Consider the following 15,397-nt stretch of genomic DNA (forward strand, 5'->3'; position numbering starts at 1 on the left):
GACTAAAAACCACACTCTCCAAAACTAAAAAACCGGGAAATCCCGGTTTTTTTACGCCTGAAAATCGCTTACTGCTGCGCCGCCGGGCCGCAACCGCCGATGATCTTCGAAATGGAGATCGCCGGGTGCAGCAGGTAATCATAGCTGCAGTTATTTTTGGTGTTTTGCACGTGACCGGTGCAGGCGGTCAGAGTCGATAACAGGCCAACCAGAACGGCGGCTTTTGCCAGTTTGAACATACGCATTCCTTGTCTTGAAACTTAAATTGGATGTAACACGAGGGAATAAATGGAAAAGTTCCATTTCAGGGCGGTATGTTATCGACAGCGGTAACAGGGGAGTAGTCCGGTTAAGGACTACTCGAAGTAGGGCGGATATGCGTTAGTGATTAGAGAACCAGTTGAGTTTTTCGCGCAGTTCAACCACGCGGCCAACAATAATCAGCGCCGGACTCTCTACCTGCTGCGCCAGTTCACCAAGCTGCGTCAACACACCATCCACCACGCGCTGCGTAATGGCGGTACCGTTTTCCACCAGCGCGACCGGCATATCTGCCTCCATGCCGTGTTCCAGCAGTTTCGCCTGAATAGTCGCGGCCTGATTAAGCCCCATATAGAACACCAGCGTCTGCTTTTCGGCGGCCAGGTTGTGCCAGTCCAGCTCGCTGCCGGTTTTCAGGTGCCCCGTCACCAGACGCACGCTCTGGGCATAATCGCGATGGGTCAGCGGAATGCCAGAGTACGCTGAACACCCGGACGCCGCCGTAATGCCCGGCACGACAGAGAACGGAATGCCCGCGTTGCACAGGGTTTCCAGCTCTTCGCCGCCGCGACCAAAGATAAACGGATCGCCGCCCTTAAGGCGCACCACGCGTTTACCTTTTTGCGCTTCACGCAGCAGGATCTGGTTAATCTCCTCCTGGGGCACGCAGTGGTAGCCCGCGCGTTTGCCGACGAACACGCGGTCGGCGTCGCGGCGCACCAGGTTCATGATGTCATCGGAGACCAGGCGATCGTAAACCACGATATCGGCCTGCTGGATCTGCTGCAGCCCTTTCAGCGTCAGCAAACCTGCATCGCCGGGACCTGCGCCCACCAGCACCACTTCACCGCGGTGATCCAGCGGTTCGCTCAGCAGCTGTTCGGTCGTCTCTTCAACGGCTTTCGCGTCCTGATTCGCCAGAGACTGTGCCAGCCTGTCGTTAACAAAGAATTTTTCCCAGAAGCGGCGACGCTCGCCCACGGTGGAGAAAGTTTGCTTCACGCGGGTACGAAGCTGCCCGGCGTAATGAGCTATCTGACCAAGATGCTGGGGCAGCACGGCCTCCAGCTTTTCCCGCAGCAGGCGGGCGAGAACCGGCGAGCGACCGCCGGACGACACTGCGATCATCAGCGGCGAACGGTCGATAATCGACGGCATGATGAAGCTGGCCTCTTTCGGCGCATCCACCACGTTACAGAAGATACGTCGCGCTTCGCAGGCGTCACTGACGCGCTGGTTCACTTCATCGTTATCCGTCGCAGCGATGGTCAGCCAGCAGGTATCCAGCAGGGATTCATTAAACTCACCCTGTTCCAGCGTGAGCATCCCTTCCTGAGCCCAGACCTCAAACTGTGGGGCGAAGTCGAGGGCGTTGACGGTGAGTTGGGCGCCAGCCTCTAACAGCAGGCGCGCTTTGCGTTCAGCCACGTCGCCGCCGCCCACGAGCAGGCAGTCGCGGTTGCGTAATTGACAAAAAATCGGCAGGTGATCCACGACGTTACCTCGCAGCATTCATGGAGGGGGTAATAATTGACGTCAGGATAACAGCAGGAATCGCACAGAACATACGGTTTTTCCTGCCGTTACCCATAAGGGGTCATAAGCTTTTCGTATTGAAAAGGCGGGGGATTAGCCTTTCAGCTGCACCTTGCCGTCCTTCACGCGGGCGTCGTAGTGCTTCACGGAGACATTTTCATCTTCCATGCAGCGTCCATCAGTTAAGCTGAAGCGCTGCTTTTTCAGCGGGCTGGCAACCCACAGTTCACCCTGATGCTCGGCAATCAATCCACGGGAGAGCACGCTGGCCTCGAAGAACGGGTCAATATTGCTGATGGCATAAACCTGTTCATCGTGGCGAGGGCGGAAAATCGCGACCTGCTCGCTGCCCAGCAGCGCACATACGCCGGTGGCGGGGATAATGTCGTTAATATCGCAAATGTTTATCCACTGGCTCATGCGTTTTCCTCCACCAGCGTCACTGGGATGCGTTCATACGGCGTTGCCGGGCGATGCTGTTCACGCTCCGGCACTACCTGCACGTTCGGGTCGCGCTGGGTGCTGTTGATAAAGTGTTTGAAGCGCGTCTGCGCCGCAGGCGTGTTCACGGTTTCAGTCCACTCGCAGATCACCGCCTCGCGCAGGCGAGCCATTTCGGCTTCCAGCTGTTCGTTCAGGCCCAGCTTATCGTCGATGATGACGGACTTCAGGTAGTCGATGCCGCCTTCCAGGTTATCCAGCCAGGAAGCGGTACGGGTCAGCTTATCGGCGGTGCGGATGTAGAACATCATGAAGCGGTCGAGATACTGAATCAGCGTGTCGCGGTCAAGATCCGCGGCCAGCAGGTCCGCGTGGCGTGGCTTCATCCCGCCGTTGCCGCAGACGTACAGGTTCCAGCCTTTCTCGGTGGCGATGATCCCCACGTCTTTACCCTGCGCTTCCGCACATTCACGGGTACAGCCGGAGACGCCAAACTTCATTTTGTGCGGGGTGCGGATGCCTTTGTAGCGGTTCTCCAGCTCCACGCCGAAGCCCACGCTGTCGCCCACGCCGTAGCGGCACCAGGTGCTGCCCACGCAGGTTTTCGCCATACGCAGCGCTTTGGCATACGCGTGGCCGGTTTCAAAGCCCGCTTCAATCAGCTGACGCCAGATTTCCGGCAGGTCGTCCTTCTGCGCGCCAAACAGGCCGATACGCTGGGAGCCGGTGATTTTGGTGTACAGGTTAAATTCACGGGCGATACGGCCCACGGCCACCAGCCCTCCCGGCGTGATTTCGCCACCGGCAGAACGTGGGATAACGGAATAGGTCCCGTCTTTCTGAATGTTCGCCAGGAAGTTGTCGTTGGTGTCCTGCAGCGGCGTGTGCTCCGGCTTGAGCACGTACTCGTTCCAGCAGGAGGCCAGCAGGGAGCCGACGGTCGGTTTACACACTTCACAGCCGTAGCCCTGGCCGTGCTTCGCCAGCAGTTCGTCGAAGGACTTGATGCCTTCCACGCGGATCAAGTGGTACAGCTCCTGGCGAGAATACGCGAAGTGCTCGCACAGGTTGTTGTTCACTTCGATGCCTTGTTTCGCCAGCTCAGCGTTCAGCACCTGAGTGACCAGCGGAATACAGCCGCCGCAGCCGGTACCGGCTTTGGTTTCCGCTTTCAGCGCCGCCACGGTGTGGCAACCCTTGTTGATGGCGGAAATCAGCATGCCTTTGGTGACGTCGAAGCAGGAGCAAATCTGTGCGCTGTCGGGCAGTTTATCCACCCCGATAGACGGCTTGCCGCTGGAGGCATGCGCCGGGAGGATCAGCGCGTCCGGGTTCTCCGGCAGCTCGATGGCGTTCAGCACCAGCTGGAGCAGGTTGCCGAAGTCGCTGGTATCGCCCACCAGTACCGCACCGAGCAGGGTTTTGTTGTCTTGGCTGACGATGAGGCGTTTGTAGACTTCTTTACTTTCGTCGAGGTAGACGTAGCTGCGGGAATTCGGGGTACGACCGTGCGCATCGCCAATACCGCCTACGTCCACACCCAGCAGCTTCAGCTTGGCGCTCATGTCTGCGCCGGTAAACGCGTTTTCGGTGCCGAGAATGTGGTCAACGGCGACCTGCGCCATTTTGTAGCCCGGCGCCACCAGACCGTAAACGCGATTGTTCCAGCTAGCGCATTCGCCGATGGCGTAAATATCCGGATCGGAGGTTTGGCAGGCATCGTTAATCATGATCCCGCCGCGCTGCGCCACGGCGAGACCGCACTGGGTCGCCAGCTTGTCGCGCGGACGAATACCGGTGGAGAAGACGATAAAGTCCACTTCCAGCTCGCTGCCGTCGGCAAAGCGCATGGTTTTGCGCGCTTCTGTGCCTTCCTGCACGATCTCTTTGGTGTTCTTGCTGGTGTGAACCTTCACGCCCATGCTTTCGATTTTACGCTTAAGCTGGTCACCACCCATGTGGTCCAGCTGTTCGGCCATCAGCATCGGGGCAAATTCGATGACGTGGGTTTCAACGCCGAGGTTTTTGAGCGCGCCAGCCGCTTCCAGACCCAGTAGTCCGCCGCCGACCACCGCGCCGCGTTTGCTTCGACGGGCGCAGGATTCGATGGCGTTGAGGTCTTCAATGGTACGATAAACGAAGCAATCCTGCGTTTCCGAGCCTTTGATAGGCGGGATCCACGGATAGGAGCCAGTCGCCATGATCAGCTTGTCGTAAAAAACCGTACGCCCGGCGCTGGAGTGGATCACTTTTTCCTGACGGTTGATGGTGATAGCGCGTTCGCCCACCAGCACTTTTACGCCATGCTTCTCGTAGAAACCTTCACGCACCAGAGAGAGCTCTTCGGCGGTATGATGGGAGAAGTAGGAAGACAAGTGCACGCGGTCGTACGCCTTGCGGGGTTCTTCACAGAACACGGTAATGTCGAAACGGTCGGCGTCGGCTTTATCGAGAAGATCCTCAATAAAGCGGTGGCCGACCATGCCGTTACCGATGATAGCGAGTCTGACTTTGCTCATTTTTGCCTCGATTTCTTTTCTATTACTGCCTACCTTAACGATTCAGCAGGGGCACTTATTGATGCAAATCAAATACGCCTTCACCTACCCACAAGGTGGTATATAACTGATTTGTCAGGATTTTTATAAGTTATGGAATTTGCAGGCTTTTCGTATTCGTCGATTTTGTGTACAAAATAGAGTGCGTTTTTTGAAAATGCGTACTCCTAAATATCAGCCGTGTTTTTCGGGAGAAAGGTATGTCTACAACACCGCTTTGGCTTGTCCAGAATGTTCGCTTACCGGGTCGGGAAGGGCTGTGGCAAATCGCCATCGAGAACGGTCGTTTTGGTGAAGTCACACCAATGGATGATACCCATGCCGAAAGTTACGAAATCCTGAATGCGCGCGGCGGGCTGGCGATCCCGCCGTTTATCGAGCCGCATATTCATCTCGATACCACCCAGACGGCGGGGGAGCCAAACTGGAACCAGTCCGGCACCCTGTTCGAAGGTATTGAGCGCTGGGCAGAGCGCAAGGCGCTGCTCAGCCATGAGGATGTGAAAGCGCGCGCCTGGAAAACGCTGAAGTGGCAAATCGCCAACGGCATCCAGTTTGTCCGCACCCATGTGGATGTCTCTGATCCGACGCTCACCGCCCTGAAGGCGATGCTGGAGGTGAAGCAGGAGGTAGCGCCGTGGGTGACGCTGCAAATCGTCGCATTCCCGCAGGAGGGGATCCTCTCCTATCCGAACGGCGCGGCGCTGCTGGAAGAGGCGTTAAAGCTGGGGGCCGACGTGGTGGGGGCGATCCCGCACTTCGAGTTCACCCGTGAGTATGGCGTCCAGTCGCTGCATATCGCTTTTGATCTGGCGAAGAAATATGACCGCCCGCTGGATATTCACTGCGATGAAATTGACGACGAACAGTCGCGGTTTATCGAGACGGTGGCGACGCTGGCATATGAAGCAGGCATCGGTCCGCGCGTGACGGCCAGCCATACTACCGCCATGCACTCCTACAACGGCGCGTACACCTCGCGGCTGTTCCGCCTGCTGAAAATGTCAGGGATTAACTTCGTCGCTAACCCGCTGGTGAACATCCACCTGCAGGGGCGCTTTGATGACTACCCGAAACGCCGCGGGATCACGCGCGTGAAAGAACTCCAGGACGCGGGCATTAACGTCTGCTTTGGTCACGATGATGTGTTTGACCCGTGGTATCCGCTCGGGACTGGCAATATGCTGCAGGTGCTGCATATGGGACTGCACGTCTGTCAGATGATGGGCTATCCGCAAATCGACAACGGCCTGAACCTGATCACCCATAACAGCGCCCGGACCTTTGGCCTGAGCGATTACGGTATTAAGACGGGGAACCCGGCAAACCTGATTATTCTGCCTGCGGAGAGCGGGTTTGAAGCGGTACGCTGCCAGGTGCCGGTACGCTGGTCGATTCGTCAGGGACGCGTGATTGCCACGACGCAGCTGGCGCAGACGTGGATCCAGATGGATGTCGGGGGAGAAGAGGTGAGCTTTGCCAGAAACAGCCCCTCTGCCGAGCGCAAAGGGGCGTAGACGTTAGTGAGACGCCGCTGCGACGTTGTGCTGGCGGTGGCGGGTCACGAAGCCCAGGATAAAGCACATGATGAACACCACGGCATACAGACCGTTCGCGGTGTGCAGCGCCGCCAGCGGACCGCTGTGGGCGACAATCGGACCCGTCACCACGAAGGTCAGCATGGTGCCGATGGTGCCGCAGGTCAGGACGAAGTTAACCAGCTTCGGCGAGGCCACTTTGGTCTGCAGGGAGCCCAGGGTGATGATCGAGGTATAAATGGCGCTGGAGAAGAAGCCCAGGGTCAGAATGAACCACGGCATATGTTCCGGTGAACCGTTGATGAACAGGTACATCAGCACGGTCGCCAGACCCGCCAGCACGGTCAGAATGCGCTGCAGATCGAAGAAGCGCAGGATGAAGCTAAACGCCCACATGCCGAACATGTAAGACATCCAGAAATCGCTCACCAGTTTACCCGCGTCGTTCAGGCTCATGCCCAGCCCTTTTGCGTATTCCGGTACCCAGGAGATAAAGCCCAGCTGGCCCAGGATGTAGCACAGGGCGGCAACGGAGAGGAACAGCACGCCGATGCCCCACTTTTCTTTCACAACGGGCTCTGCGGTAGTTTGCGCTTTCTTGCCCAGTACCGGGAACTCACAGCCGAAGGTCAGGATAAAGATCGCCACGTAGACCAGACCGATGCAGGCATAAACCCAGTACCACTCGATGCTGCGCGCCAGCAGAACGGCAGCCACCATCGGGAAGATCATACCGGCCATGCTGAAGAAGGAGTCGGTAAACAGCAGGCGCGCGCCGCGCTGGCGGCCTTCATACATATGGGTAATCAGGAACGTACCGATCGACATGGTGATCCCGCTGACCAGACCGAGCACGAACATGGCGGCGGAGAACAGCGCGATGCTGTGGCTCAGCATCAGGCCCGCCACGGCGGCGACCATCAGCACAAAACCAAAGCGCAGCTGGGTTTTCAGCGGCACAATTTCCATCAGCCAGGCATTCAGGAAGATAGAGATCAGGATCCCCGCGTTGAGGAAGGTAAAGGTGTTACTCATGCTGGAAACGGGCAGCTGGAAGTAGTCTGCGATATTTCCCATCACCATCCCGGTGACGATCACCAACGCGCCGGTCAGGGCGTAGGAGAAGAAGCTGATCCATGTGAGCTTGATGCGATTGCTGTTAGTCATGTCTGGCCTGTTCAGAAAAAGAAAAGCGCCGGGAAGGCGCTGAGAGCGGGCAGATTTTAGACTCGAAAGTGATCTAATTAAATCTTTTCAGAAAATATTGATCACATTTGCATATTTTTGTGTGATGCAGATCACGTAAAATGGCGCTATTACCAATCGTTTGCGCGGTAACAACTGTTTCAATTTCGTAAAATTAGGTAAAAGGCTGGTCTCCGTTCATACTGCTCTTTAGAATCAAGCCATTCGCTTTTTATACTGCGCTTTGTTAAGGAATTCTCATGCTCAAATCAACACTGGCGGCTGTTGCAGCTGTGTTTGCTCTTTCTGCCGTTTCCCCTGCTGCGCTGGCAGCCAAGGGTGACCCTCACGTCCTGCTGACCACCTCTGCCGGGAATATTGAGCTGGAACTGAACAGCCAGAAAGCCCCTGTTTCTGTGAAAAACTTCCTCGACTACGTGAACAGTGGGTTCTACAACAACACCACTTTCCACCGCGTGATCCCGGGCTTTATGGTGCAGGGCGGCGGCTTCAACGAGCAGATGCAGCAGAAGCAGCCTAACCCACCGATTAAAAACGAAGCGGACAACGGCCTGCTGAACAAGCGCGGCACTATCTCCATGGCGCGTACCGCAGATAAAGACAGCGCGACCAGCCAGTTCTTCCTCAACGTGGCGGATAACGCCTTCCTTGACCACGGCCAGCGCGACTTTGGCTATGCCGTCTTCGGTAAAATCGTGAAAGGGATGGACGTGGCCGACAAGATTTCTCAGGTGCCTACTCACGACGTCGGCCCGTATCAGAATGTCCCGTCAAAACCGATCGTTATCCTTTCCGCAAAAGTTCTGCCGTAACTCTTCTGAACGCGGGTTTCTTCTGCCCGCGTTATGTAGCCCTCCCTGCGAAAGCGCGTTTTGCTGCTTATACTTGTGGCAAACGGACTATTCAGGGAGGCGTTAAGTGAAAAAACTCACCGACAAGCAAAAATCCCGTCTCTGGGAACAGCAGCGTAGCGTCAATTTGCAGGCCAGTTGTCTCCTTGAAAAAGGTCATGGTCCTTCAGCGCCCCACATCGAAACGCTGGAGCTTGGGCCATCCGCGCCCGGGTTGCCCCATCTGTGCCTGATTCACCGCCATCTGTATCACAGCGAGATGAAGCGGGCAGGCGAATTCCGTACCGACGATATTTTTAAGGGTGACATTCCCTTCTGCCATTTCGAGTACATCGAGAAGATGGGCAACGAGCTGATGGCGGCGCTTGAAAGCGAAAAGTATCTTGTGGGCCTTGAGAAGGCGGCTTTTGTTGACAAGGTTAGTCATTACTACTGTGAAATCAATATGCTGCATCCTTTTATACGCGGCAACGGCATTGCCCAACGCGTCTTCTTCGAGCAGCTGGCGCTCCACGCGGGTTACGCGCTGGACTGGCGGAATATCGATCCCGAGCAGTGGGTGGCGGCTAACCGAAGCGGCGCGATGGGCGATTTGACCGCGCTGAGCGTTATCTTTGCCAAAGTAGTGAGCGAAGCGCGGGAATCTGAGTAGAATAGGGCGGCATTTTTTCGGGAGCCGCCATGATTCTGCTGATTGATAACTACGATTCCTTCACCTGGAACCTTTACCAGTATTTTTGTGAACTGGGTGCAGAGGTGGTTGTCCGCCGTAATGATGACCTCACCCTGGCCGATATCGACACGCTGGCCCCGCAGAAAATCGTGATTTCGCCGGGGCCGTGTACGCCCTCGGAATCAGGCATTTCTCTGGATGTTATCCGCCACTATGCAGGCAAACTGCCGATTCTGGGCGTCTGCCTGGGCCATCAGGCTATTGCCCAGGCGTTTGGTGCCACCATCGTGCGCGCTGCGAAAGTGATGCACGGGAAAACCTCTCCGGTCACCCACACCGGCACGGGCGTATTCGCAGGGTTAAATAATCCGTTAACCGTGACGCGCTACCATTCTCTGGTCATTGACCCGCCGACGCTACCCGCCTGCTTTGAGGTCACCGCCTGGAGCGAGACGCAGGAGATCATGGGTATCCGTCACCGCGAGTGGGATCTCGAAGGCGTGCAATTCCATCCGGAAAGCATCCTCAGCGAGCAGGGACACGCGCTGCTGGCAAATTTCCTCAATCGCTGAATATCTGTTGCCTTGCTGTGATTTTTTATGCATATTTTGTGATTATATTTTCACAATCACTGTGACATAAAAATGGATGGTCATGACATGGCAACTGAACAACCAGCAATTACCCGTGCAACATTTGATGAAGTGATCCTGCCGATTTATGCACCGGCTGAGTTTATCCCTGTGAAGGGGAAAGGCAGCCGCGTCTGGGATCAGCAGGGCAAAGAGTATGTTGATTTCGCGGGCGGGATTGCGGTGACGGCGCTGGGCCATTGCCATCCCGCGCTGGTGGAGGCGCTGAAAACCCAGGGCGAAACCCTGTGGCACACCAGCAACGTGTTCACCAACGAACCGGCGCTGCGTCTGGGGCGTAAGATCATCGATGCCACCTTCGCGGAACGCGTGCTGTTTATGAATTCCGGCACCGAAGCCAACGAAACCGCCTTTAAGCTGGCGCGCTACTACGCCACCACGCGCCACAGCCCGTACAAAACCAAAATCATCGCCTTCCACAATGCCTTCCACGGACGCTCCTTCTTTACCGTCTCCGTTGGCGGCCAGCCGAAGTATTCAGACGGCTTCGGCCCGAAACCGGCAGACATTGTCCACGTGCCGTTTAACGATCTGCATGCCGTGAAAGCGGTAATGGACGACCACACCTGCGCGGTGGTGGTCGAGCCTATTCAGGGCGAAGGCGGCGTGACCGCAGCGACGCCGGAATTCCTGAAAGGGCTGCGCGAACTGTGTGACGAGCATCAGGCGCTGCTGGTCTTTGATGAAGTGCAGTGCGGCATGGGGCGCACCGGGGATCTGTTTGCCTACATGCATTACGGCGTGACGCCGGACATCCTGACCAGCGCCAAAGCGCTCGGCGGCGGTTTCCCGGTGAGTGCGGTACTGACGACGCAGGAGATTGCCTCTGCGTTCCACGTCGGCTCTCACGGCTCTACCTACGGCGGCAACCCGCTGGCGAGCGCCGTGGCGGGTGCCGCGTTTGATATTATCAATACGCCTGAGGTGCTGAACGGCGTTAGCGCGAAGCGTGAGCTGTTCGTGAAGCATCTCCAGCAGATTAACGATGAATATGATGTTTTCAGCGAGATCCGCGGCATGGGGCTGCTGATTGGCGCCGAGCTGAAGCCGCAGTTCAAAGGCCGCGCGCGTGATTTCCTGCACGCCGCCGCGCACGAAGGGGTGATGGTGCTCAATGCCGGACCTGACGTGATGCGCTTTGCGCCGTCGCTGGTGGTGGAAGATATAGATATTGAAGATGGATTAACCCGCTTTGCCGCGGCGGTCGCGAAGATCGTTAAAGGCTAATACTCGGTTCGCTTTAACCGGCGCGTTAACCAAATCCCGTGATGCGGGCGCTGACGCCATGCCACCGATGAAATGGTGTGCATGGTGTTCAAATGCCCCAGAACGCGCTGCAGATGCTGCTCAAGGGTGCTCATCGGCCCGTGGGTCAGCGTTTCAGGCGCTTCCAGAATATTCGAATCACCCGATTCACCCGGCGAGTCATACTCCAGACGCTGCTGACACCTCTGCAACGCAATTTCACACGACTGCAAATAGCGCTGCGCCAGATCCGGCGTCAGCATCGTGTGCTCGCGCGCCAGCGTGGTCATGGCGTTAATGTGCTCGACGATAAACTGGCTGTGTGTCACCCACAGCTTCATGTCTGCAAGATAGTGCGAGTTAAACCCCGGCTCCTGCATCGCCTGATTGAGCGAGTTAAACAGCGCGTTGTGCGCCTGGTTGACCTTCATCCGCTGATACGCCAGCGGGGAGGGCTGCGGATCGTCGCTGAGGATCAGGCGAATGGCCTGCTGGTCAGCTTCCAGCGCGTCATGGGCGTTCTGCCTGAGCAATCCGCTCTGCCACTGCGGCCACAGCCAGACCATACCGCCGAAGGCAATCAGGCAGCCAATCAGTGTATCGACCAGACGAGCCACGATAAACTGCTCGCCGTTGAGCGTGAGCAGCTGCAGGGTGTACACCGCCGTGACCGTAAAGCCCACCATCGCCCAGCCGTAATTTTTACGGATGATCAGATAGCTCACCATGGTGATCGCCAGCATCCCGACCAGCGTATAGCCTTCCGGCACGTGGAAGTGAAGCGTCACGCCCGCAATAATCAGCCCGGCTAGCGTTCCGCCAGCCCGGTGGAAGATACGCACTCGCGTGGCCCCGTAGCCGTTCTGCGTGACAAACAGCACGGTCATTAAGATCCAGTAGGGTTTAGGCAGGTGCAGCGCCATGCCCATCAGGCTGGCAATGCTCAGCATCACGCTTATCCGCGCCGCGTTGCGCAGGGCGGCGGATTTCAGTGACAGATAGCTTTTGAGCGCAGGCAGCAGCGGCAGACGTTTCTGCTTATCCGCCATCAGGTCGCGGGGATAAAGCGGGCGCTGCGTACGCAACACGCGGGCGATACGGCTGAAGTGCCAGGCGGCAAACTGGCCTACCGGGTTATCCGGATGCTGACGGGCGATTTTCTCCAGCGCGCCGAGCTGTTTATCCATGTTAAAACGCGTGGGGTAGCGGTGATAGAGAATATCGTCAGCCAGTACCCTAAGCCGCGCGGCGACGGTCTGGGCGTTCCAGCGGATCACTGCTTCTGCATGGCTGCGCTCTACCAGCTTTTGTACCTCCTGCGGGTGGTGAAGGCTAACGGAGATATGCTCCTGCAGGTCCAGCCCCACCTGGAAAGTGCGCAGCAGCCGTTTGTATTCGTGGTTCTTGTTGGCGGCAAGCATGTGCAGCTGCTGGTAGCACTGGCTAATCAGGTCGACAACCTTTTGCTGACGCGTCAGCAGCGGCGGCAGGGATTTCTCCGGGTCGGTATGCTGGGTGAGCAGGGTGTATTTGGCTTCACAGTAATCCGCAAGCTGCACATAGAGCAGGCTCAGGGATTCACGCAGCGGCTGTTCCCGCCAGAGCCAAAACCAGAACCAGTTAAACACCCCGTACCAGAGCGTGCCAAGGGCGTAGATCAGCAGTGGCTCCCACACCGGCATATTCCCGGCGAGGCTCAGGGTGAAGATAGCCGCAATCAGCGAGGCGGGCAGCAGGCGCGCGTGCAGCGAACTGATTTCCGCCGTCACGCCAAGCGTCATCGCCAGCACGGTCAGGATCAGGGGCAGCGGGATATCACGGGCAAGCAGGAGCTGTACGGCGAGACTACAGCCCGCAAACAGACAGCCACCGATAATCAGGCGTTTGAAAAAGCGCTTATGCGGCGTGTCCAGACCGGCAATGTTGCAGCAGGCGGGCACGAGGGAAAACAGCAGACCTTGCTGGAGGTGTCCGAGGATCAGGCCCACGGCCACAGGAAGGCACAACACCAGCGTTTGTCGCAGTGCGTAGTTAACTTCCGGGTGATAGATCAGCCTGCGCCACATGGGGAGTAGAGACAAAAACGGCGTGACACCTTGCGATGGCACGCCGTTTGAGCGGAATTAACGCGTTCCGTAAACCACGATGGTTTTACCGTGGGCGGAGATCAGGTTCTGGTCTTCCAGCATTTTCAGGATACGGCCCACTGTTTCACGGGAGCAACCGACGATCTGACCAATTTCCTGGCGGGTAATTTTAATTTGCATGCCGTCAGGGTGGGTCATGGCGTCTGGCTGTTTCGCCAGGTTAAGCAGGGTCTGCGCGATACGGCCGGTCACGTCCAGGAAGGCGAGGTTACCCACTTTCTCAGACGTCACCTGCAGACGGCGCGCCATCTGGGAAGAAAGACGCATCAGGATGTCAGGATTAACCTGAATCAGCTGACGGAATTTCTTGTAAGAAATTTCAGCCACTTCACATGCTGTCTTTGCACGAACCCAGGCGCTACGTTCCTGGCCCTCTTCAAACAGGCCCAGTTCACCGATGAAATCGCCCTGGTTCAGATAAGAAAGGATCATCTCTTTCCCTTCTTCATCTTTGATCAGCACTGCCACCGAGCCTTTAACGATGTAATACAACGTTTCCGCTTTTTCACCCTGGTGAATCAGCGTGCTCTTCGATGGGTACTTATGAATGTGGCAATGAGACAAGAACCATTCGAGAGTCGGGTCTGTTTGCGGTTTGCCAAGCACCATGCGCTGTTATCCTCTGTTATAAGCTGTCACCAGAGTCATAAGATGCATCCGGACTCTGGGGTTGCAATCGAATTCTTACCCATACCCTGGGAAGTCGGCTGTCGTAACGTTTCGCAGCCAGTAAAGTTTGATGTCCTCTGCATACATGTGTAACGTCAATGTATTACTGTAGCATCCAGAGTGTTTTAGCATAGCTTTTGCCGCGTGTCTCCTGGTGTCTCGCTTCAGCATGATGCAGGTCGCCTTCCGTTGCGAGAAATGTAATGCACGCGTAATCTGTCACCAAAAATGCAACGTTGGAGTTAATGAATATGCAAGCGCGTGTGAAATGGGTTGAAGGTTTAACGTTCCTGGGCGAATCCGCTTCTGGACATCAGATTTTGATGGACGGTAACTCCGGCGACAAAGCCCCAAGCCCGATGGAGATGGTGCTGATGGCGGCGGGCGGATGCAGCGCAATTGACGTGGTGTCGATTTTGCAAAAAGGTCGTCATGATGTGTCCGATTGCGAAGTGAAGCTTACTTCCGAACGACGCGAAGAGGCGCCACGCCTGTTCACGCACATTAATCTGCACTTTATCGTGACCGGTAAAGAACTGAAAGATGCCGCAGTATCACGCGCCGTAGACCTTTCTGCGGAGAAATATTGCTCTGTGGCGTTAATGCTGGAGAAAGCGGTAAAAATCACGCATTCGTATGAAGTGATCGAGGCTTAATCTTTTGGCGGGTGGCGCTTCGCTGACCCGCCCTACAAAAGCACGACCGTAGGCCCGGTAAGCGCAGCGCCACCGGGCAAAACAACTCACGCGATCTGCTTCCCTTCCATCAGTCGCTGGACCAGCGGCGTCATAATTAACTCCATCGCCAGCCCCATTTTTCCGCCCGGCACTACCAACGTATTCATATGCGAAATAAACGAGCCCTGCAGCATCGCCAGCAGCCAGGGGTAATCAATGCCTTCTAGATTGCGGAAATGGATGACGACAAAGCTCTCATCCAGCGACGGGATCGTTTTGGCCGCAAACGGGTTGGAGGTATCCACCGTCGGCACGCGCTGAAAGTTGATGTGGGTGCGGGAGAACTGCGGCGTCAGGAAGTTGATGTAATCCTCCATGGAGCGCACGACGGAATCCATCACCGCTTCGCGAGAATGCCCGCGCTCGCTCATGTCACGCGTCAGCTTCTGGATCCATTCAAGGTTAACAATCGGCACCACGCCGACCAGCAGATCTACGTGACGCGCGACGTCGTGTTGAGGCGTGACCACGCCGCCGTGTAGCCCTTCGTAAAACAGCACGTCGGTCGGCTCCGGCAGCGGCTGCCACGGGGTGAACGTCCCCGGCACCTGATTCCAGGGAACCGCTTCGTCGTAGGTGTGCAGGTATTTGCGGGACTGCCCGGTCCCGCTCTGCCCGTATTCGCGGAAGGTTTGTTCCAGCAGGCTGAAATCGTTGGCTTCCGGCCCGAAATAGCTGATGTGTTTGCCCAGATCGCGCGCCTTGCGGATGGCCATGTCCATTTCCGGGCGCGTATAGCGGTGAAAGCTATCGCCCTCCACTTCTGCCGCCCGTAGATTCAGCTGTGCGAAAATCTTGCGAAAGGCGAGGCTGGTGGTGGTGGTACCCGCACCACTTGAGCCCGTTACGGCAATAACCGGATGTCTGGCAGACATAGCAACT

Annotated in this window: 14 protein-coding genes; 6 read left to right on the forward strand and 8 right to left on the reverse strand. The window is 56.7% G+C overall.

Annotated features, from left to right (window positions below; translation table 11 throughout):
- Positions 1-68 precede the first annotated feature (68 nt).
- From AC2T6E_RS20620 to nirB, 4 genes are all read right to left on the reverse strand, one after another.
- Entirely contained in the window at positions 69-239 is a 171-nt protein-coding gene (locus AC2T6E_RS20620) for a YhfL family protein (protein WP_008503029.1), read from the reverse strand.
- A 142-nt stretch (positions 240-381) separates the two neighbouring features.
- Positions 382-1,755, reverse strand: a complete 1,374-nt coding sequence (gene cysG / locus AC2T6E_RS20625) for a siroheme synthase CysG (RefSeq protein WP_348553298.1) — start codon at positions 1,753-1,755, stop codon at positions 382-384.
- A 135-nt stretch (positions 1,756-1,890) separates the two neighbouring features.
- A complete protein-coding gene (gene nirD, locus AC2T6E_RS20630) occupies positions 1,891-2,217 on the reverse strand; it encodes a nitrite reductase small subunit NirD (protein WP_089598572.1) in 327 nt (108 codons plus the stop codon).
- Positions 2,214-4,757 (reverse strand): nitrite reductase large subunit NirB, encoded by a 2,544-nt coding sequence (gene nirB, locus AC2T6E_RS20635; protein WP_464357371.1) that lies wholly within the window; start codon positions 4,755-4,757, stop codon positions 2,214-2,216. The genes nirD and nirB overlap by 4 nt, the downstream gene beginning before the upstream one ends.
- A gap of 239 nt (positions 4,758-4,996) precedes the next feature.
- On the opposite strand from nirB, the gene AC2T6E_RS20640 reads away from it, so the two are divergent.
- Entirely contained in the window at positions 4,997-6,313 is a 1,317-nt protein-coding gene (locus AC2T6E_RS20640) for a cytosine deaminase (protein ID WP_348553300.1), read from the forward strand.
- A 3-nt stretch (positions 6,314-6,316) separates the two neighbouring features.
- On the opposite strand, the gene tsgA is transcribed toward AC2T6E_RS20640, so the two are convergent.
- Positions 6,317-7,501 (reverse strand): MFS transporter TsgA, encoded by a 1,185-nt coding sequence (tsgA, locus tag AC2T6E_RS20645; RefSeq protein WP_089598575.1) that lies wholly within the window; start codon positions 7,499-7,501, stop codon positions 6,317-6,319.
- A gap of 278 nt (positions 7,502-7,779) precedes the next feature.
- On the opposite strand from tsgA, the gene ppiA reads away from it, so the two are divergent.
- The 4 genes from ppiA (at position 7,780) to argD (ending at position 10,944) form a co-directional block, all read left to right on the forward strand.
- Positions 7,780-8,352: a peptidylprolyl isomerase A gene (ppiA, locus tag AC2T6E_RS20650; RefSeq protein WP_010436347.1), complete on the forward strand. Its 573-nt coding sequence runs from the start codon at positions 7,780-7,782 to the stop codon at positions 8,350-8,352.
- A gap of 106 nt (positions 8,353-8,458) precedes the next feature.
- Positions 8,459-9,043, forward strand: coding sequence for a putative adenosine monophosphate-protein transferase Fic (locus AC2T6E_RS20655; protein ID WP_486693076.1), 585 nt, complete (start codon positions 8,459-8,461; stop codon positions 9,041-9,043).
- Between the two features lie 29 nt (positions 9,044-9,072).
- Positions 9,073-9,636: an aminodeoxychorismate synthase component 2 gene (gene pabA / locus AC2T6E_RS20660; protein ID WP_089598576.1), complete on the forward strand. Its 564-nt coding sequence runs from the start codon at positions 9,073-9,075 to the stop codon at positions 9,634-9,636.
- An 87-nt stretch (positions 9,637-9,723) separates the two neighbouring features.
- On the forward strand, positions 9,724-10,944 hold the full coding sequence (gene argD, locus AC2T6E_RS20665) for a bifunctional acetylornithine/succinyldiaminopimelate transaminase (protein ID WP_454540147.1): 1,221 nt from the start codon (positions 9,724-9,726) through the stop codon (positions 10,942-10,944).
- Here the strand turns inward: argD and AC2T6E_RS20670 are convergent.
- On the reverse strand, positions 10,941-13,028 hold the full coding sequence (locus tag AC2T6E_RS20670) for a YccS/YhfK family putative transporter (RefSeq protein ID WP_089598577.1): 2,088 nt from the start codon (positions 13,026-13,028) through the stop codon (positions 10,941-10,943). The genes argD and AC2T6E_RS20670 overlap by 4 nt on opposite strands.
- Before the next feature lie 57 nt (positions 13,029-13,085).
- A complete protein-coding gene (gene crp, locus AC2T6E_RS20675; RefSeq protein ID WP_000242758.1) occupies positions 13,086-13,718 on the reverse strand; it encodes a cAMP-activated global transcriptional regulator CRP in 633 nt (210 codons plus the stop codon).
- Positions 13,719-14,029: 311 nt separating this feature from the next.
- Here crp and AC2T6E_RS20680 point away from each other — a divergent pair, with 311 nt between their 5' ends.
- A complete protein-coding gene (locus AC2T6E_RS20680; RefSeq protein WP_214606166.1) occupies positions 14,030-14,434 on the forward strand; it encodes an OsmC family protein in 405 nt (134 codons plus the stop codon).
- An 86-nt stretch (positions 14,435-14,520) separates the two neighbouring features.
- Here the strand turns inward: AC2T6E_RS20680 and AC2T6E_RS20685 are convergent, their stop codons facing one another.
- Complete coding sequence (locus AC2T6E_RS20685; protein ID WP_010436329.1) at positions 14,521-15,390, reverse strand: phosphoribulokinase; 870 nt, start codon at positions 15,388-15,390, stop codon at positions 14,521-14,523.
- Positions 15,391-15,397 lie beyond the last annotated feature (7 nt).

It is taken from the genome of Enterobacter sp. B79-1, from assembly GCF_057444735.1.

Excerpts from the sequence above, each read along its gene's own strand:
- AC2T6E_RS20680 (WP_214606166.1), top strand. The coding sequence starts at position 14,030 with ATGCAAGCGCGTGTGAAATGGGTTGAAGGTTTAACGTTCCTGGGCGAA.
- AC2T6E_RS20620 (WP_008503029.1), bottom strand. The coding sequence starts at position 239 with ATGTTCAAACTGGCAAAAGCCGCCGTTCTGGTTGGCCTGTTATCGACT.
- argD (WP_454540147.1), top strand. The coding sequence starts at position 9,724 with ATGGCAACTGAACAACCAGCAATTACCCGTGCAACATTTGATGAAGTG.
- nirD (WP_089598572.1), bottom strand. The coding sequence starts at position 2,217 with ATGAGCCAGTGGATAAACATTTGCGATATTAACGACATTATCCCCGCC.
- crp (WP_000242758.1), bottom strand. The coding sequence starts at position 13,718 with ATGGTGCTTGGCAAACCGCAAACAGACCCGACTCTCGAATGGTTCTTG.
- AC2T6E_RS20685 (WP_010436329.1), bottom strand. The coding sequence starts at position 15,390 with ATGTCTGCCAGACATCCGGTTATTGCCGTAACGGGCTCAAGTGGTGCG.
- tsgA (WP_089598575.1), bottom strand. The coding sequence starts at position 7,501 with ATGACTAACAGCAATCGCATCAAGCTCACATGGATCAGCTTCTTCTCC.
- pabA (WP_089598576.1), top strand. The coding sequence starts at position 9,073 with ATGATTCTGCTGATTGATAACTACGATTCCTTCACCTGGAACCTTTAC.
- nirB (WP_464357371.1), bottom strand. The coding sequence starts at position 4,757 with ATGAGCAAAGTCAGACTCGCTATCATCGGTAACGGCATGGTCGGCCAC.
- AC2T6E_RS20670 (WP_089598577.1), bottom strand. The coding sequence starts at position 13,028 with ATGTGGCGCAGGCTGATCTATCACCCGGAAGTTAACTACGCACTGCGA.
- AC2T6E_RS20640 (WP_348553300.1), top strand. The coding sequence starts at position 4,997 with ATGTCTACAACACCGCTTTGGCTTGTCCAGAATGTTCGCTTACCGGGT.
- ppiA (WP_010436347.1), top strand. The coding sequence starts at position 7,780 with ATGCTCAAATCAACACTGGCGGCTGTTGCAGCTGTGTTTGCTCTTTCT.